The organism is Mycobacterium florentinum (assembly GCF_010730355.1).
Lineage (GTDB): Bacteria > Actinomycetota > Actinomycetes > Mycobacteriales > Mycobacteriaceae > Mycobacterium > Mycobacterium florentinum.
Map to the genome: position 1 here is coordinate 773,326 of NZ_AP022576.1, position 17,147 is coordinate 790,472.

The 17,147-nt window shown below is 66.8% G+C and carries 21 protein-coding genes; 10 read left to right on the plus strand and 11 right to left on the minus strand.

Annotation, left to right across the window (positions count from 1 at the left end; all coding sequences use genetic code 11):
• Positions 1–152: 152 nt before the first annotated feature.
• Complete coding sequence (locus G6N55_RS03740) at positions 153–1,034, plus strand: alpha/beta fold hydrolase (protein ID WP_085225211.1); 882 nt, start codon at positions 153–155, stop codon at positions 1,032–1,034.
• Here G6N55_RS03740 and G6N55_RS03745 read toward each other — a convergent pair.
• On the minus strand, positions 1,031–1,771 hold the full coding sequence (locus G6N55_RS03745; RefSeq protein ID WP_085225209.1) for an SDR family oxidoreductase: 741 nt from the start codon (positions 1,769–1,771) through the stop codon (positions 1,031–1,033). The two genes, G6N55_RS03740 and G6N55_RS03745, sit on opposite strands and share 4 nt — an antisense overlap.
• Positions 1,772–1,947: 176 nt before the next feature.
• Between G6N55_RS03745 and G6N55_RS03750 the strand changes: the two genes are divergently transcribed.
• From G6N55_RS03750 to G6N55_RS03770, 5 genes are all read left to right on the plus strand, one after another.
• Positions 1,948–2,499, plus strand: a complete 552-nt coding sequence (locus G6N55_RS03750) for a TetR/AcrR family transcriptional regulator (RefSeq protein WP_085225207.1) — start codon at positions 1,948–1,950, stop codon at positions 2,497–2,499.
• A 131-nt stretch (positions 2,500–2,630) separates the two neighbouring features.
• Positions 2,631–3,044 carry a nuclear transport factor 2 family protein gene (locus tag G6N55_RS03755; protein WP_085225205.1) on the plus strand — a complete coding sequence of 138 codons (414 nt, stop codon included), beginning with the start codon at positions 2,631–2,633 and terminating at the stop codon, positions 3,042–3,044.
• Complete coding sequence (locus G6N55_RS03760; protein ID WP_085225204.1) at positions 3,034–4,164, plus strand: amidohydrolase family protein; 1,131 nt, start codon at positions 3,034–3,036, stop codon at positions 4,162–4,164. The genes G6N55_RS03755 and G6N55_RS03760 overlap by 11 nt, the downstream gene beginning before the upstream one ends.
• 3 nt (positions 4,165–4,167) lie before the next feature.
• Positions 4,168–4,968 carry an SDR family NAD(P)-dependent oxidoreductase gene (locus tag G6N55_RS03765; protein WP_085225202.1) on the plus strand — a complete coding sequence of 267 codons (801 nt, stop codon included), beginning with the start codon at positions 4,168–4,170 and terminating at the stop codon, positions 4,966–4,968.
• Between the two features lie 9 nt (positions 4,969–4,977).
• Entirely contained in the window at positions 4,978–5,967 is a 990-nt protein-coding gene (locus tag G6N55_RS03770) for an SDR family NAD(P)-dependent oxidoreductase (protein WP_085225201.1), read from the plus strand.
• 250 nt (positions 5,968–6,217) lie between these two features.
• On the opposite strand, the gene G6N55_RS29675 is transcribed toward G6N55_RS03770, so the two are convergent.
• Positions 6,218–6,562 carry a hypothetical protein gene (locus G6N55_RS29675; RefSeq protein ID WP_232078914.1) on the minus strand — a complete coding sequence of 115 codons (345 nt, stop codon included), beginning with the start codon at positions 6,560–6,562 and terminating at the stop codon, positions 6,218–6,220.
• Positions 6,563–6,625: 63 nt separating this feature from the next.
• Between G6N55_RS29675 and G6N55_RS29680 the strand changes: the two genes are divergently transcribed.
• Positions 6,626–6,841 carry a hypothetical protein gene (locus tag G6N55_RS29680; RefSeq protein WP_232078915.1) on the plus strand — a complete coding sequence of 72 codons (216 nt, stop codon included), beginning with the start codon at positions 6,626–6,628 and terminating at the stop codon, positions 6,839–6,841.
• Between the two features lies 1 nt (position 6,842).
• Here the strand turns inward: G6N55_RS29680 and fadD1 are convergent, their stop codons facing one another.
• Genes fadD1 through G6N55_RS03820 form a run of 9 tightly spaced genes read right to left on the minus strand, consistent with a single transcriptional unit; the run spans position 6,843 to position 15,236 of the window.
• Positions 6,843–8,447 (minus strand): fatty-acid--CoA ligase FadD1, encoded by a 1,605-nt coding sequence (gene fadD1 / locus G6N55_RS03780; protein WP_085225199.1) that lies wholly within the window; start codon positions 8,445–8,447, stop codon positions 6,843–6,845.
• 21 nt (positions 8,448–8,468) lie between these two features.
• Positions 8,469–10,064 carry a flavin-containing monooxygenase gene (locus G6N55_RS03785; protein WP_085225197.1) on the minus strand — a complete coding sequence of 532 codons (1,596 nt, stop codon included), beginning with the start codon at positions 10,062–10,064 and terminating at the stop codon, positions 8,469–8,471.
• Positions 10,061–10,384: a hypothetical protein gene (locus G6N55_RS29550; protein ID WP_197747383.1), complete on the minus strand. Its 324-nt coding sequence runs from the start codon at positions 10,382–10,384 to the stop codon at positions 10,061–10,063. The genes G6N55_RS03785 and G6N55_RS29550 overlap by 4 nt, the downstream gene beginning before the upstream one ends.
• A complete protein-coding gene (locus tag G6N55_RS03795; protein WP_085225193.1) occupies positions 10,381–10,782 on the minus strand; it encodes a Zn-ribbon domain-containing OB-fold protein in 402 nt (133 codons plus the stop codon). Before G6N55_RS03795 ends, G6N55_RS29550 begins: the two co-directional genes overlap by 4 nt.
• Before the next feature lie 4 nt (positions 10,783–10,786).
• A complete protein-coding gene (locus G6N55_RS03800) occupies positions 10,787–11,989 on the minus strand; it encodes a thiolase family protein (protein WP_085225191.1) in 1,203 nt (400 codons plus the stop codon).
• On the minus strand, positions 11,986–12,435 hold the full coding sequence (locus G6N55_RS03805) for a hotdog family protein (RefSeq protein ID WP_085225189.1): 450 nt from the start codon (positions 12,433–12,435) through the stop codon (positions 11,986–11,988). Before G6N55_RS03805 ends, G6N55_RS03800 begins: the two co-directional genes overlap by 4 nt.
• 7 nt (positions 12,436–12,442) lie before the next feature.
• Complete coding sequence (locus tag G6N55_RS03810; protein ID WP_085225187.1) at positions 12,443–12,943, minus strand: MaoC family dehydratase; 501 nt, start codon at positions 12,941–12,943, stop codon at positions 12,443–12,445.
• Positions 12,936–14,054, minus strand: coding sequence for an acyl-CoA dehydrogenase family protein (locus tag G6N55_RS03815; RefSeq protein WP_085225185.1), 1,119 nt, complete (start codon positions 14,052–14,054; stop codon positions 12,936–12,938). Before G6N55_RS03815 ends, G6N55_RS03810 begins: the two co-directional genes overlap by 8 nt.
• Before the next feature lie 3 nt (positions 14,055–14,057).
• The gene (locus tag G6N55_RS03820; RefSeq protein WP_085225183.1) at positions 14,058–15,236 is read right to left on the minus strand and encodes an acyl-CoA dehydrogenase family protein; all 1,179 of its coding nucleotides are present in this window, start codon (positions 15,234–15,236) and stop codon (positions 14,058–14,060) included.
• A gap of 160 nt (positions 15,237–15,396) precedes the next feature.
• Between G6N55_RS03820 and G6N55_RS03825 the strand changes: the two genes are divergently transcribed.
• The 3 genes from G6N55_RS03825 (at position 15,397) to G6N55_RS29340 (ending at position 17,113) form a co-directional block, all read left to right on the plus strand.
• Positions 15,397–15,996 carry a TetR/AcrR family transcriptional regulator gene (locus G6N55_RS03825; RefSeq protein ID WP_085225181.1) on the plus strand — a complete coding sequence of 200 codons (600 nt, stop codon included), beginning with the start codon at positions 15,397–15,399 and terminating at the stop codon, positions 15,994–15,996.
• Positions 15,993–16,817, plus strand: a complete 825-nt coding sequence (locus G6N55_RS03830) for a hypothetical protein (RefSeq protein WP_085225179.1) — start codon at positions 15,993–15,995, stop codon at positions 16,815–16,817. The genes G6N55_RS03825 and G6N55_RS03830 overlap by 4 nt, the downstream gene beginning before the upstream one ends.
• Positions 16,818–16,948: 131 nt before the next feature.
• On the plus strand, positions 16,949–17,113 hold the full coding sequence (locus G6N55_RS29340) for a hypothetical protein (protein ID WP_169718516.1): 165 nt from the start codon (positions 16,949–16,951) through the stop codon (positions 17,111–17,113).
• The last annotated feature ends 34 nt before the right edge of the window (positions 17,114–17,147 follow it).

Here is a 17,147-nt window from a genome sequence, read left to right on the forward strand (position 1 = left end):
CAGTTCGTCCTCACCATCTGACGCAGCCGGACGGATGCTTTCTGGCCGCCGCGGTGTTGAACTTTGAAATCGACGACGGCGTAAGTCCGGAACGGGAAAGGATTACGACACATGGCCGCAACCAACCGCCAAGGCCGGCCTGGACGGCGTGCGTGAAAACCGCACAGGTCGAGGGGCTACTCGCGCGTTATCGCTCATCCGGCCGTACCTTCACGGCCGGTGGCATTTCGTCGTTTGCCCTTGACGATGGGCCGCCCCACGCACCCGCGGTGGTGTGCGTGCACGGCGTTCCTGCCTCGGCCTACCTCTACCGCAAGGTGGTACCGGCAATTGCCGCCAGCGGATTGCGCGCCATCGCGATCGACCTGCCCGGCCTGGGGTTCGCGGAACGGCCTATCGATGCCGACTACACCTGGACCGGACTTGGCCGATGGTTGCTGTCGGCGATCGACGAACTGCAACTCGACCGCTTCCACCTGGTCGTGCATGACATCGGCGGCCCCATCGGATTCGAGGTGGCCAACGCCGTACCCAAGCGGGTGCTGTCGATGACGCTGCTGAACACCCTCATCGAAGTGCAGTCGTTCCATCGGCCATGGCCGATGGAACCTTTCGCGCGCCGGGGCATCGGAGAAGCGTGGCTGGCATCCCTGCGGGTGCCGGGCGCTTTTCTGTCCATCATGCGACTCGTCGGGGTGAGTCGCCGGGTGCCCACCGCCGAAATCGCCTGCTGGCTGCCGCTGCTCTTCGGCGACGACGGCGGGCGGGCATTCCTGAAGATCATGCGCGGTTTCGAACTGAACGCCGCCAAGCAGCAGCAGTACCTCGATGCCGTCCGGCACCGGCCGTACCCGGTGCAAATCGTCTGGGGAGAACGCGACAAGATGTTGCCGTGGCGACGTCAAGGCGTCCAGGCGCAACGCGCCGCGGGCGTCACGGAGCCGATCCTGTTGCCGGGCAAGCACTTTCTACAAGAGGATTACCCTCAGGAAATCGCCGACGCGGTCAGTCATTTCGTGTCGCGCCATAGCTAACCCTGGATCGTGGGACGAATGGTGATGTCTCCGATCTCCACATCGTCGGGTTGCTCGATGGCGAATGCGATGGCTCGCGCGACAGCCTCTGGCGGAATACCGAAGTCGTTCATCGTGCGCCGGACCTGTTCGCGCAACGCCGCGTCGTCGATGGAGCTGTCGAGTTCGGTGTCGACAAAGCCCGGAGATATCGACGTCGTGCGCACCACGCCGTCGGTGGACTCTTGACGCAGACCTTCCATCACGGTGCGTACTGCGTTCTTGGTCGCCGCGTAAACCGCCATGGTGGGCACGATCTTCAGCCCGGCCGTCGACACCGTCGTCACGAAATGTCCCCGGCCCTGCTCGCGAAAGACCGGTAGTGCCGCGGCGAATCCGTGCAACACCCCACGCAGGTTGACGTCGATCATCGCCGCCCAGCCGTCGACGTCGCGCTCCGAGATCGGTCCGATCTTGCTGATCCCGGCGTTGCTCACCAACACGTCGAGTCGACCGAACTGATCGACCGCGGTTCCGACGAGCAGCTCGAGGTCCTCGCGGCGGGCGACGTCGAGCCGGCAGGTGGCGGCCTGTCCCCCGTGCGCGCGGATTTCCCCAGCGATCTCGTCAAGGCGTTCGACGCGTCGCGCACCGAGGATCAAGCGTGCGCCGCGTTCGGCGAGCAGACGGGCGGTCGCCGCACCGATCCCGCCGCTCGCGCCGGTGACGGCCACAACCTTGCCTTCCACACCCGTCATCGCTATCCCTTCACGCCCGTGAATTCCCCACTGCGCCATTGTCGCCCTAGACGTTCGTCTAGCACTGGCCGCGCTCGGCCGTATACCCTTGCTCGGTGCCGTCCCTCAAAAAGCCGACCGCCCGGCTTGGTTCCACACCGCGCTCCGCCGCGCAGCTACGAACCCTACGCGCGGCGATGGAGCTGTTCGCCGAGCACGGCGTGGGTGCCACGTCGTATCAGATGATCGCCGATGCCATCGGGGTCACCAAAGGCGCGATCTACCACCAGTTCAACACCAAGGACGAGATCGTCATCGCCGTCGCGGAGATGGAACTCGCCAGGCTTGAAGACGCACTGGAAGCCGCCGAGGCACTGGACTGCCGCATCGAAGCGCGCGAACTGCTGCTCAATCGCGTCATCGACCATGCCGTGGAGCACCGTCGCGCGGCCAACACCCTGCAGTTCGACCCGGTGATCGTGCGGTTGCTTTCCGAACACGAACCATTCCAGCGTTTCGTCGAGAGGCTGTACGGAATGCTCGTCGGCGACGGACCCGGACCCGATACCCAGGTGCGGCTGGCCGCCCTGACGTGTGTCGTCGGCGGTACCGTTTCGCATCCGCTCGTCGCGGACCTCGACGACGACACCCTGCGCAACCAGCTGCTGGATATGGCGCGCCGCATCGTTGACCTCCCCGGCGTGTCCCCACGCCGAACCGCCCGTGGCGCGAAACGCGTCTCGGCCTGACCAGCCGCATCCGCTCCGAATTCGTTTGTAGACAAGCACTTTGCGCGCTGAAGCAGTTGCCTATTGACATCACTATACGATCGTCTAGGGTACTAGACGATCGTATAGGAGCCGCGGAACGGAGATCCACGATGTCGTGGAGCGAGCAATTCATCGACGCGTTCAACACCCATGAGGTCGAGCCGATGGTCGCCATCTGCTCGCCGGACATCAAGTGGGAGGACGTCTCGGGCCACATCGAATTCGAGGGCCACGAGGGCGTCAAGAACATGGTCGAAGTCACCCTGATGGCCGTGCCGGACTGCAAATTCACCCACCACGGCGGCATGCAGGACGGCAACCGCTACATGGTCGAATGGACCATGTCGGGTACCGCGTTCGACATCGAATTCGCTTGTCGCGGTGCCTCGGTCGGCGAGACGGACAACGAGGGCCGCATCGTGCACAACCGAGACTACTGGGATTCGCGGTCCTTCCCGATGATGCCGGGCGGCCCGGTGAACCCCGAGCTTTCCGAACTGCAGGAGCAACACCATGGTGCCTGAAAAGCTCGTCACGGCCGACTGCCACATCACCCCGCCGCTCTCGATAGTCAACGAGCTGCCGGAGCAGTACCGGGAGTACTTCCCCCGGCTCGAGAAGGACGAGAACGGCAAGGACGTCTACAAACTCGGTCACATCGTGTCGCTGTCGATGATGACCGGCGCGGGCACCGATTCCGACATCCAGGCCGACGCGACGGGCGCCGAGGGCAACGTCGTCAGCGAGGCCCACATCAGCCTGGACGCGGCCGAACAGCTCGCCGATCTGGAGCGCGACGGTGTCTACGGCGCGGTGCTGATCGGCCGAATCGCGGACATGCCCAACGGGATTCCCGCCGACGCCGACATCGCCTACTGCAAGGTGGCCAACGACTGGCTGGCCGACCATTGGGGCCCGTATCTCGACCGGGTCGCGCCCGGTATTCACTTGCCGTTCAAGGACGTTGCGGCCTCGGTGGCCGAACTCGAGCGCGCCGCCGGCATGGGGCTGCGGCCCGCACTGCTGCCGGACGGGATCTTCGAGCGTCCCTACTACATGCAGGAGTGGGAGCCGCTGTGGGAGGCCGCCGACAGCCTGCGGATCCCGATCACCATGCATGTCGGTGGCCTGCGCCAACCATTGGTCGGGCCGGGGCTGATGGCGTACCCCGGCCGGCAGGACATCGGCTGGTATGTGCAGAGCTGCGGCATGGGCGAAACGCTGGGCTGGATGACCTACAGCGGCGCATTCGAGCGCTATCCCAACCTGCACGTGATCTGCACCGAGGGATACGCGGGATGGCTCGCCTTCGCGATGCAGTTCTACGACCACCACTTCAGTCAGAGCCGCCTGCACCAGCTGGGCATCGACGACCTGATGGGCCCGGCCAAGATCGACGTGCACCCGAGCTACTACCTGAAGCGCCAGACGCACGCCACCTTCATGTGGGATCCGCTTGCGATCCGCAATCGCGACCTGACCGGTCTGGACTGCCTGATGTGGGGCAACGACTATCCGCACCACGAGGGTTCGTTCCCCTTCTCCGCGGACTGGATCTCCAAGCAGTTCGACGGTGTACCGGCCGGCGAGGTCGACCAGATCTGCCGGGGCAATGCCGCCGAGATCTTCGGCATCAAGGTCTAGCCGGTGTCTGATATCGCCGAGCAGTTTCGCCTCGACGGCAGGGCCGCTCTCGTCACGGGTGCCGGAAAGGGTATCGGGCGAGGCATCGCGCTGACCTTCGCCAAAGCGGGAGCCGATGTGGCGCTCGTCGCCCGGACCGAACAAGACCTGGACGCGGTCGCCGAAGAGATCCGGGCGCTCGGCCGCAATGCCGTCGCGATCCCCGCCGATGTCACCGAAATCGACTGTCTCACAGATATTGTCGAGACGGCGGCCCGCTCGCTGGGTGGCCTGGACATCCTGGTGAACAACGCCGGTGGCGTCGAACAGCTCGGCACCTACCCCGACATGACCGTCGCCCTGCTGGAGAGCGCCTTCCGCTTCAATGTGTCGGCCCCGTTCGAACTCGGCCGGCACGCGTTGGCGCACATGCTGGCTCGCGGGGGTGGGGCCATCGTCAACATCGGGTCCATGTCGGGCATGCAGAACGAGCGCGGCTTTCTCCCTTACAGTCTGGCCAAGTCGGCACTGGGCAAGCTCACTCAACTCGCGGCCATCGAACTGGCGCCGAGGGTACGGGTGAACGCCATCCTGCCCGGCTGTGTCGAAACCGAGGCGCTGCGGGGATTCATGGATGCGATGCCCGATGTCCGCGAAGGTCTGCGCGCCAAGACTCCGATGCGCCGCAACGGAACCCCGGACGATATCGCATCGGCCGCTTTGTTTTTCGCCTCGCCTGCATCGTCGTGGATCACCGGCAAGCTGCTCGAGGTCGACGGCGCCGCACCGGCCGGGCTCTTTCCCAACGACGCGCCCGACCTCTAGGGAGACGACATGATCCGATTCGACGGCGACGTCGTCATCGTCACCGGCGCCGCCGGCGGGATCGGCCGATCCCAGGCGGTCGAACTGGGCCGCCGCGGTGCTCGCGTCGTCGTGAACGATCTGGGCGGCAGCCCCCGGGGTGGCGGCTGCGACCCGTCGATGGCGCAAGAGGTCGCCGACGAAATCGTCGCCGCCGGCGGTGCGGCGGTGGCTTCGGGTGCGAGCGTTTCGTCCGGCGAAGGGCCCCAACAGATCGTCGATCTCGCGATGGACACCTGGGGTCGCGTCGACGGCCTGATCCACAACGCGGCGATCGTGCTGGACGACCATTTCGAAGACGTCACCGACGAGGACTTCGACCGCATCACCGCGGTGAATCTGCGTGGCACGTTTCGCACGGTGCGCGCCGCCTATCGCGCGATGAAGGACGGCGGCGGCGGTCGCATCGTGACGCTCACGTCGGCGTCCGGTCTGTCCGGCGCGTTCGGGCAGGCGGCATACGCCACCACGAAAATGGGTGTCATCGGCATGACGCGCTCGGTGGCCTGGGAGGGAATGCGGTACGGGATCCGGGTCAACGCGCTCGCCCCGGCCGCGTTCGACACCCGCCTGTTCTCGGTGTTCACTCCCGACGGCGACGCGGCACTGCGCGGACGGCCCCCAGAACTCGAGATCTCTTTGGACTCGGCCGAATACGTCGCGCTCCTGACGGCGAGCCGGGTCACCCCGATGGCGCTGGCCTTGGTGCATCGCGAATGTCCCGCGACGGCAGAGGTTTTCGGCGCCACCGGCGGCTACTACTGCCGCTATGCCATCTCGCACACCGAGGGTGCGACGTTCGGACCGCACCCGACGATCGAGGACGTCGCCGGAAACTGGGAGCGAATTCGGGATCGTGCGCTGCACAACGAACTGGACGGCGAGGCGATGGCCTGGGGGGTCCAAGCCTATTCCGCGCGGCTGCAGGCCCTCGCCCTGGAACTTCAGATCAGCGGCTAGGCGGCGTCGGCTCGGCTACTGTCTCCTCTGTGCTGATCGGATTCCTACTCGCTCTGGGCTGTTCGGTGTGCTACGGCACCGCCTCGGTGCTGCAGGCGGTCGCGGCGCGGTCGGTGGAATCGGGCGGCAAGTCCGGTGTCGACGCTCTGTTGCTACTGCGCGCCCTGCGTCAGTGGCGCTACATCGTGGGCATCGGCCTGGACGGCCTCGGTTTCGGACTGCAGGTCGCGGCGCTGCGCCTGGTCCCGATCTACGTCGTCGCCGCCGCGCTGGCCGCCTCGATCGCGGTCACCGGCATCGTGTCCGTGTGGGTGCTCTCGGCCCGGCTGTCCAGGGCCGAGTGGACGGCCGTGGGTGTGGTCTGCGTGAGCCTCGCCGCACTCGCGTGCGCGGCCGGGCCGGGACACTTCCGGCACGGGCCGCCCGGACTCGGCTGGGCCATGGTCGTTGTCGTCGTCGCGATATTCCTCGGCGGGGCGGTTGCCGGCCGGTTGCCCGCCCGGGAGCGGGCGCTCGCGCTGGGGCTGGCCGCCGGAAGCGGGTTCGGTGTCGTCGAGATCGGGGTGCGCCTGCTCGACGAGATCGACCCGACCAAGGCCGAGTTCTACACCAACCCGCGCTGTACGCCGCGGCCGGCGGCGGCGCCGCGGGATTCCTGTTGTTCACCTCGGCATTACAACGCGGGTCGGTCACCACGACGGTGGCCGCCATGGTCGTCGGCGAGACCATCGCACCCGCACTGGTCGGCGTGCTGTGGCTGGGCGACACCGCGCGGCCCGGCTGGGGCTGGCTGGTCATCCTCGGATTCGTCGTGGCCGTGGGCGGCACACTCGTCCTGGCCCGATTCGGCGAGGCGCCCACCACCGCGGAATGAGCTACGACGGTGCGGATTCCGAAACTGGTTGTGCAGCAGCTGCATACGTCGTGCCGCGCGGCTCCCGGGTCAGCAGCACACCGCCCTGCGCGCTGACGCCTGCGGCGATCAGCTCGCGCTTGAGGATCTTGTTCGTGGCGGTCGCCGGAAGATCGTCGTTGATGCGCACATAGCGCGGCCACGCCTTCGGCGAGAGGTCGCTTTGCGCGGCCAGGAAATCCTCGAGATCGGCTGGCCGCAAATCCATTCCGCGGCGAAGCACCAGCGCGGCCATGACCTGGTCGCCGACCCGCTCGTCCGGCACGGCATACACCGCGACCTGGCTGACCTGTGGCAGCCGTTCCAGGATCCGCTCGATCGGTGCCGCCGCGAGGTTCTCGCCGTCTACCCGCATCCAGTCGGCGGTGCGGCCGGCCAGGTAGATCCAGCCGTCGGCATCGCGGTAGGCCAGGTCGCCCGCCCAGTACATACCATGCCGCATCCGCTCGGCAGTGGCGTCCGGATCGTTGTAGTACCCGACGAACGGCCCGGCGCCCTGGGTGTTGACCAGTTCGCCGACGGCGTCGTCGAAATTGGTCAGCGCGCCGTGTTCGTCGAACCGCGCGACGGCGCACTCCTTCAGGGTGGACGGGTTGTAGATGCTGACCCCGGGATACGGCTTGCCGATAGAACCGGGCGGCGTACCATCTTCGCGCACCACGATCACCGCGAACTCGCTGGACCCGAAGCTGTCGACCACCCGGCACCCGAAACGCCGTGCGAATTCCGCGATATCGCGGTCGGTTGCCTCATTGCCGAACGCGATGCGCAGCGTCGTGTCGGCGTCGTCGGGACGCTCGGGCGTGGAAAGGATCAAGGCCAGCGGCTTGCCGACGTAGTTCAGGTAGGTCACCCGGTAGCGGCGGACGTCGTCGATGAACCGCGACGGCGAAAACTTGGCCGGGACCATCAGGGCGCCGCTGCCGACGGCGACGGCCCAGCCCGCGGCGACGCCGTTGGAGTGGAACAGCGGCATCGCCAGATAGCAGATGTCGTCCGCGGTGACGTCGTACTGGAAGATCAGGCTGGCGCCGCACATGATCGCCATCCCGTGCGCGAACCGCACCGCCTTCGGATTGCCGCTGGTTCCGGAGGTGAAGATCATCATGAACGTGTCGGCACCGATGACCTCGCGGTGCGGGGTCAACGGCGGCGCCGCGGCGGCCGCATCCGCGTAGGCCGCTGCACCCACATCGAGAACCTGAATTCCGTTGAGATCCAAGCCCTCCAACAACGGCAGGTGCTCGTCGTCGACAAGCAGGATCTGGCAGTCGGAGCGTTTGATGTCGGAGAGCAGCGCGGGGCCGCGGCGGGTGGTGTTGAGGCCGCACAGCACGTAGCCGCCCAGCGCGGCGGCGGCCATCGCGCGCAGCATCGCCGGTGAATTGCCCAGCGCGGCACCGACATGCAACGGGCGAGCCGGATCGGCGAGAGCGATCAGCGCCGCCGCCTCCGTCTCGGCTTCGGCGAGATGTTCGCGCCAGGTCCAGGTTCGCTCGCCGTAGGCGATGGCAGGGGTGTCGTCATGCCTGCGCTGCCGCAAGAGCTGCTGAACCGTCTCCGGCACTGTCTTACTTCCTCGTCGATCTCATCGGGTCGTCAACACCAACCCGGCGTAATCGTGTTGGGCCACCTCGTCACAGTGGCGCCGATAGGTGCCGAACCCTCCGACGTAGGGCATGAAGGTGTGCTTCTTGCCTTCGATGTTGGCACCCAGATACCACGACGATGCGGCCCTCGGGAACAGGGTCCGCTCCGCGGCCTGGGCCACCTGCTCGGTCCAGGCAACGGCCGCGTCGTGGCGTGGTTCGACCTCGGTCACCCCGAGTCGTCTTGCGGCGAGCACCAGGTCGATGACCCAGTCGACCTGAACCTCGGCGTGCAGCACCATGTTTGCCAGCACCGAGGGACTGCCCGGGCCGCTGATCGTGAACAGGTTGGGCAGGCCCGGCACCATCAGCCCGAGGAAGGTCAGCGGGCCGTCACCCCAGATGTCCCGTAGCCGCTCTCCCCCGGGCCCGGTCGGGTTGATTCGGGTCAACGCCCCGGTCATGGCGTCGAAGCCGGTGGCGAAGATCAGCACATCGAGGGGATACGTCGCTTCCGTGGTTCGTACCCCGTGCGCGGTGATTTCGGTGATGGGCTCGCGGCGCAGGTTGACCAACCGGACGTTGTCGCGGTTGAAGATGGCGTAGTAGCCGTTGTCGGTGCAGATCCGTTTGGTTCCGATCGGGTGATCGACCGGGATGAGATCGGTTGCGACGACGGGATCGGTGACGATTTCCCGGATCCGCTCCTCGGCGAACCGCCTGGCGATGTCGTTGGCGGCCAGGTCGCTGGTCTGATCGGGGAACGTCTTGGCGAACAGGACGCCACCTTCGCGCCAGCGCTTCCACAGCGCGTCGGCCTGCTCCTGGGGTTCGGCGTCCACGGCGTTCTTGTGATAGGTGCCGTGCGGTGTGCCGGCCGCCGCGTAGGACGAGGTCCGGCGGCGCTCGGGATACTGCTCCTGGATCTCTCGTTGTTCCTCGGCCGACCACGGCCGGTTGGGCATGGGGATGGTGTAGTTCGCGGATCGCTGGAATACGACGAGGCTCTGCGCCTGAGCAGCGACGATCGGCGCCACCTGGATCCCGGATGATCCCGTGCCGATCAGGCCGACCAGCTTGTCGCGCAGATCGGGGTCTTCGCGCGGCCACGCGGCCGTGAAATACACCTCGCCCGAAAAGTCTTCAGCGCCTCGAATATTGGGCCGATTCACCGCCGACAGGCAGCCGGTTGCGCACAGCAGAAACTGGGCCGCATAGGTTTGGCCGGTCGCGGTCTCTACCTGCCAGCGACCTCGATCGAAGCCGGCACTCACTACGTCGACACCGAATCGGTAGTGGCGGCGCAGGCCGTAGCGGTCGGCGACGTGCCGCAGGTAGGCGAGGATCTCCGGCTGGGCGGCAAAGCGTTCGCTCCACTGCCAGCTCTTCTGCAGTTCTTCGTCGAAAGAGTAGGAATAGTCCACACTTTCGACGTCGCACCGCGCGCCCGGATAGCGGTTCCAGTACCAGGTGCCACCCACATCGGGGGCTGCCTCAAGGGCGATCACCGAGAGGTCCGAGCAGGCCAGCCGGTGCACGGCGTACAACCCGGCAAACCCGGCGCCGATCACGATGACGTCACTTGCTTCGGTCATGTCGACGCACCCGAAGACGAGCGCAGCAGGCGGCGCAGGTCGGCGCAGACCAGCCGCCGCGCCGATGCGGCCGGCCCGAAGGATTGAATGGTCATGAAGCCGTGGAACAGTCCGATGTCACCGTCGGGCCCCGGAACCGACCGGTCGGCGGCGCTCGCGACATCGTCGGAGTTGGTAACCGGCATCCGCCGTGCGGCCACCGCGGCGCGCGCCTGCGCACCGGTCATGGATTCGACGCGCGGAAATCCGGCGTTCAACTGGTCGAGCATCGCCTGCACGCCATCGTCCATCCGCACCTCCGACCTCACCGTTGAGGTCATGCCGGCCGGTATCTCAACAGGGTGATGCCGGCTTCCGGCAGATCGTAGAACACCGGCGCCACCCGCATGCCGATCCGGATGTCACTCGGGTCGATATCCACCAGTTCGGTGCTGATCCGCGGCCCGACGTCCCACTGCACCACGGCGAGCAACTGCGGTATCGCATCGCCCCAGGGCGGGGCGGTGGGCCGGCGGGCAACGGTGAAGGTGTACAGGGTTCCCGCACCATCGATTTCGCGCCATTCCAGGTCGTCGGCCAGCGTTGCCGGGGCCAGCGTGCGGGGATAGAAGACGCAGCGCTGCAGCGAGGGCGAGTACTGCAGCACGATTCGGTGCTGGGCCAGGCCATCCCAGAAGGGCTTCGAGACCGGCGTGGGTTCGGGAACCGGCAAGGTCATAACCTCAGTCCCCCCGCATGATCAGCGCGACCTGCTCGCTCATGATCCCGCCGTTGCCGGTGACGAACGCGGTGTGGCAGTCCGGCACTTGCGCGCCGCCGGCGCGTCCCATCACCTGCCGCGCGCCGTCGGCGACATGATGCATGCCGCCGGCCATGCCGGCCTGGCCGAACGACAGCTGACCGCCGGCGGTGTTGAGCGGGAAGTCGCCGCGGTAGGTCAGATCGTGCTCGGCAACCCAGGACATGCCTTGGCCTTTGGGGCAGAAGCCGGCATCCTCCAGACTCATCAGCACCGTGATCGTGTAGCAGTCGTAGATCGACGCGATATCGACATCGGAGGGTTCCAGCCCCGACATCGCGAAGGCCTTGCCGGCGGCACGCGCAATCGGGGTATGCAGCAGGTCGTCGGCGTAGGTCGGGGTCTTGAAGGCGATGTGCTCGCCAAAACCCTTTATCCACACCGGGCGATGGCGGCCGCGGCGGGCGATGTCGGCGTTGGCGAGCAGCACGCCCACTCCCCCGTGCACGCGCATCACCGTCTCGAGCATGTGGATCGGGTCGGCGATCATCGGGCTGTCCAGGACGTCGTCGACGGTGATCGGGGTGCCGTGGAAGACCGCGCCGGGATGCGCGCAGGCATTGGTGCGCTGGTCGACCGCGATCTTGGCGACCGCGGCCGGGTCATAGCCGAATTCCGCGGCGTAGCGCTGGGCGATCTGCGCGTACGGCGCATTCTGACCCAGGTTGCCGTACGGGATTTCGAACTCGGCCTGCGGCGACCCATAGTTGTTCGACGACGCCCCATACCAATTCGGGGCCGGCGCCGGGCGCTGTTCGGATTGCGGCACGTGCAGCGACCCGGGTACCACGGCGAGCACCGCGTCGCAGATACCGAGTTCGATCGCGACCGCGGCCCGCCAGATCATTCCGGCCGACGTCGCCCCGCCCAGGTCGACTCGTTCGCCGAAATCCAGGGCCAGGCCGAGGTATTCGCACAACGTCGCCGGGGCGAACATCGCCGATTCGGCCACGCCATGGGTGAGCAGGCCGTTGATGTGCGCCGGATCGATGCCGGCGTCCTCGACGGCCAGCTTCGCCAGCAGCGCGTACTGGTCGAGGGTGAACAGCGGCGGCCCGGTCGGACGCCGCTGCGCCGGCAACTCCGCGATGCCGACGACGGCCGCTTCGCCACGCAGTCCCGTCACGACGGCGCACCGCTGATGGTTTCGCGAAGGGGCAGCTCGACCGTCGCGGTTCCGGGCATCAGCACGGTGTCGTCGCGGCGGCCGGTGATGTCGAGATCCACCAGGCCGGCCCCGTCGGTCAGGCGCTTGGCGGTGACCACCCCGCCGAAGATCAGTGGCTCGCCGGGCAATGCGGTGGCCCGGTTCTGCACCGAGAAGGACACCAGCCGGCCGCGCCCGCCGATCCAGTCGCCGAGCGCGCGGGCCAGCAGCGCCGCCTGAAGCGGACCCTGCACCAAGACGTTGTCGTAGCCTTCGACCTCGCGCGCCCACTCTTTGTCGTAGTGGATCCGGTGGCCGTTGTAGGTGGCGGCGCTGAAAAAGAACAGCTGGGTTTCGTCGGCGGTGACGGACAGCGCGGGGATCTGCTCGCCCACCTCGACGTCGTCGTAAAACACCTGTGCCATCGGATTCCTAGGGTCGGGCGATCATCGACGTCGAGGCTTCGGCGACCAGCTCGCGGTGCTGGTTGCGGTACACCGTGTGCCAGGTGACCAGGACGAATCTGCCGGAGCGGCCCTGCTTTTCGACGATCGACTCGACGGTGCGCACCATTTCGATCTCGTCGCGATGATAGGCCGGCAGATGGAAGGTGAAGCTTTCGCCGCCGGCCATCCGTTTCGGCGCGCGCGGAAAGGCAAGACTGCCCGACACCGCGCCCGAGGAACCATCGGGCCGCAGCGAATCCAGATGCGCGACCCCGAGCACGGCGTACTGCAGAAACAGCGGCGGGCAGATGATGTCGCGAAAGCCGTTGCCGCGAGCGTAATCCGGATCGAAATACAGCGGATTGTGGTCACCGACCGCCGCCGCCCACCGCTGCCAATCACGCCGATTCACCTCGCCGGTCGCGGTCGCGGCGACGGTACCCACTCGCGACGCCGATTCGGCGTCGATCAGGGTGTCCTCACTCACGGGTCTCCTCCAGGGTTTCTTCCAGCCAGGCCGCGGCGACGTCGGGCCCGCCACCGAGAGTGGAGCCGAGCCTGGCTCGCTCGGTCCACAAGTGCAGATCCGTTTCGGTCACATAGCCGATCCCGCCGTGCAATTGGTGGGCGTCCAGGGTGACCAGCCGGGCCGCCGTCCCGGCATGGATGCGCGCAATGGCCGTTTGCCTGGTCGCCACCTGTCCCCGCGCGATCCAGAACACGGCGGAGTGCGCGGCCAATCGCGCGGCGGCCAGGGCGATGTGCATGTTGGCGATCAGATGCTGCGCCGCCTGGAAGGACGCGATTGGGCGGCCGAACTGATGGCGCAGCTTGGTGTATTCGACGGTGCGGTCCAACACCGCCTGCCCGACCCCGACCAGGTCCAGTGACCCCAGAGCCACCGACGCATTGGCCAAGCGGCGCAATGCCGTTCGAACGTCAGCGTCGTTGAGCAGCGCTTCGGCGCCGACGATCGCATTGTCGAAGCGCACCGCGAACGCCCGGTATCCGCCAGCCATGGTCAGCGGCTCCAGGCTCACTCCCGTCGTGCTGGTGACGACGGCGAACACCAGCGTGCGCTCGCCCGCCGCGGCCGACACGACGATGAGGTCCGCGACGTCGGCGTCGGCGACGTAGTCCGCGACCCCGTCGAGCCGCCACCCGGTCGAGTCGGGGGCGGCGCGCAGCACGGCCGAAACATCAGCGGCGTCACGGGCGTTCCACAATGCCGTGGTTGCGCGGACCGTCCCGCCGGCCAGCCCCGGCAGACACGCCGTCTTGACGTCCGGCGAGCCGAGCTGATCGATGGCCAGCGCCGCCGTAATGGTGCTCAGCACCGGCGTCGGACACAGCCCGCGGCCGGCTTCGGTGTAGAAGACGGCGAGATCGTCGAGCGAGCCGCCCGAACCGCCGTACTCCTCGGCAGTCCCGAGGCCGAACACGCCGGCGTCGGCAAGCGCCTTCCACAGCGTCGGGGTACTTCGATCGGCGCCGGGTTGACCGAGCCCGCGCACGAGAGTGACCGGGCACTCCGCGGACAGCAGCGCGCGCACCGACGCCGCGAACTCACGCTGCTCGGCGGTGGGGATCGCTTTCATGCGTCACCGCCCATAGGACGGCATTCCGTGCCCGCGCTGGGCGATGACATCACGCAGCACCTCGTTGGTGCCACCACCGAAGCGCATCAACGGAGCGGCCCGGTACAGCCTTTCGAATTTGCCTGCCAGAGGCGCGGTTTCGCTGCGATGCGCCAGCAGGCCGTCGGGGCCGAGCAGATCGAGCGCCAGATCGGCGATGCGCTGCCGCAGCTCACTGGTGAAGACCTTCTCGACGCTGACCTCCACGGTCGGAATCACGCCGCTGTCCAGGATCGAGGCCGCCTCGTAGCCCATCAACGTCGCCACCTCGACGTCGGCTTCGGCCTGCGCCAGCCGACGCCGAACCCCCGCATCCTCGGCCGGCACCGAACCGTCGCGCCGCGGGCTGCGGGCAAGTTCGCGCAACTCGTCCACGGCGCGACGCAGATCGCCCGCGTTGGTCAGCGCACCGCGTTCCAGATCCAGCGCGCCGGTGATGTAGGTCCAGCCTCGGTTGACTTCACCCACCAGGTTCGTGACGGGGACCCGCACGTCGTCGAAATGCACCTCGTTGGTGCGGTAACCCGACCACGCGTAGAGCGGGCGGATCGTGACACCCGGGCTGTCGATCGGCACGATGATGACGGAAATCCCGCGATGGCGCCCACCATTCGGATCGGTGCGCACGCACAGCCACTCATGCGTCGCACGCTGCGCCCCGCTGTTCCAGATCTTGCTGCCGCTGATCACCCAATGCTCGCCATCACGGGTCGCGCGGGTCCGCAGGCTGGCCAGGTCCGTTCCGGCCTCGGCCTCGGAATAGCCCACGGCGCAGATCATTTCGCCCTTGGCGATCAGCGGGAGCCACTCGGTCTTGTTCTGCTCGGTGCCATGCCGCATGATCATCGGCGCCACCGAGGTGACGGTCAGGTCGGGTCCGGGCACGCCCCAGTACTCGAACTCGCTCATCAGCAGGTGTTGATGCACCGCGCCGAGTCCGAGGCCGCCGTACTCGCGCGGCCAGTTCAGTCCGAACCAGCCCTTGTCGCCGATCGTGCGGCGGAATCGGGCCACCTCGCCGTCGGGGAATTCGAGATCGTGCTCGGCCAGTTCGGCTCTCAGTTCCGGGGTGACGTTTTCGGTAAGGAAGTCGCGAACCTCGGTGAGCCACGCGCGTTGCGCGGCGTCAAGTTCGAAGTCCATCCGGGCCCCTTTGCCTGTTCACCCAGCCGCGATCAGCGTAACGCCGCCGCGCCGTTTCGCCCTGACGTTACGCCCGTGCCTCGCAGGCCGTCACGCGTGTCGCCGGCTTTCGCTGACGGTCGTCATTGACGATCGTCAGTGAAATGGGTATGGTCCTGGCATGTCGTCGCCGGTCGTCAACGCCAGAGAGGCGCAGCGATTACAGACCCGTGCCCGCCTGTTCGACGCCGCGGTGGCCGAGATCGGGCAGTCCGGATTGGCGGGCGCAGACGTCGCCGCGATCGCCGCGGCCACCGGGGTGTCGCGGGGTACCTTTTATTTCCACTTCCCGACCAAGGAACATGTGCTGGTCGAGCTGGAGCGGGCTGAAGAAGCAAAAATTGTCGCCAGACTCGTCACCAAGGCGAACAAGGCCCGTGATCTGACGACGCTGCTCGGCCTGCTGGTGCGTCAGGTACTTGCCGCGGAAGAACGCCTGGGGCCGGTGGTGTTCCGAGACATGTTGGCTCTGCACTTCTCCGCGACGCGACCGGTGGTAGACGAGACCGCGGACCACCCGTTGGCCGAATTCGTCATCTCGGCGATCAAGGAAGCCCAAGACGAGCGTCGGGTGCCGCGCAACGCGGACGCCGAAGAGCTCGGCGTGATTTTCATGACGGGCCTGTTCGCGTTGCTCGCCACCAGCGGCGCGTCCAAATCGCGGGCCAAGCTGTTGGACCGGTACGTCAAGACGGTCGTCAAAGGAATGGAGACACCATGACCGACACAGGCATCGACGGATACCGAAAGTACCTGGCGCAGCGCGACGGCGACGCCGATCTTTTGCATCGCCGGCTGGCCAACCGCGAGGACTTCTTCACCTCATTGGAGGCCGACCCGGTGCGTTCGGCCCATCCGATCGATCGACGCGTGTTCCTGCGGAATCTGCGCCGCCGCCGGCCCGAGCCGGGGCGGTCCCGCCAGATGCTGTTCCTGCTGGCGACCGCAAAACTCAATCAGGCGGAGCGATTCGGTGTGGACCTGGGCGACACCTACGGGCGCATCGGCGGTGCGGACGAACCGCCGGAGCGAATCTATCTGGCGCTCGAGGAGCACTACCACACCCGGCTATTGGCCTATGTGCTCGACATTTTCGAGCTGCCGTTCCAGGTGGTGGTGCCGCCGTTCGTGATGCGCCAATTCGTCAAGATGGAAGTGTTTCTGCCCGAGCGAGTCGGATTCCCGTTTGTCGGCGCCGCGGAAATGGCCGGCTGCATCATGTTTGACGAGTTGCGCCGTATCGGCGTCGAATTGTTTGCCGACGAACCGGATGTCGCCGCACGGATCGACCGCCTCTACGCCGAGATCCTGACCGACGAATTGGGCCACGTCGGCTATTGCGCTGCCCACTGCGGCACCGCGGGCAGAGCGGTAATGCGTTGGCTTTACCCGACTTTCGGGCGTTTGTTCGCGCGCCAGACCGCCGAGATCAGCCTGCTGGTCGATCGCGAAAGACTGCATGCCCGGCTGGACGCACCGTTCGATGCCGCCGGCCTCGCCGCCGGTGTTCCGAACCAGACGTTTGTCGCCGCACACCCCTGACCGCCGGTCACTTGGGGACACCGTCTGTAAAAACGCTGTCAAGCTCCCGTTAATATCCGCCGCATGCGTCGCGGAAATGGCTTGCGGCTGGGATGATCTTGAAATTGGCTGATCGAAATTCGGGAGACGTCATGCCGACTAGTGAGACACGCCTCCGCCAGGAGTTGCGCAACTATGCCGTTGAATTGCGACAGCTGGCGTACACCCTCCCCAACGGGGTTGGCGAACATTCCCTGCTTCAACTGTCCGACCGGATGCATGCCGCCGCCGAGCAAGTGGTCCGCAAGGGAGCGTAGCCACCCACTCGGGATCGCCGGCCCCATCGTCGAG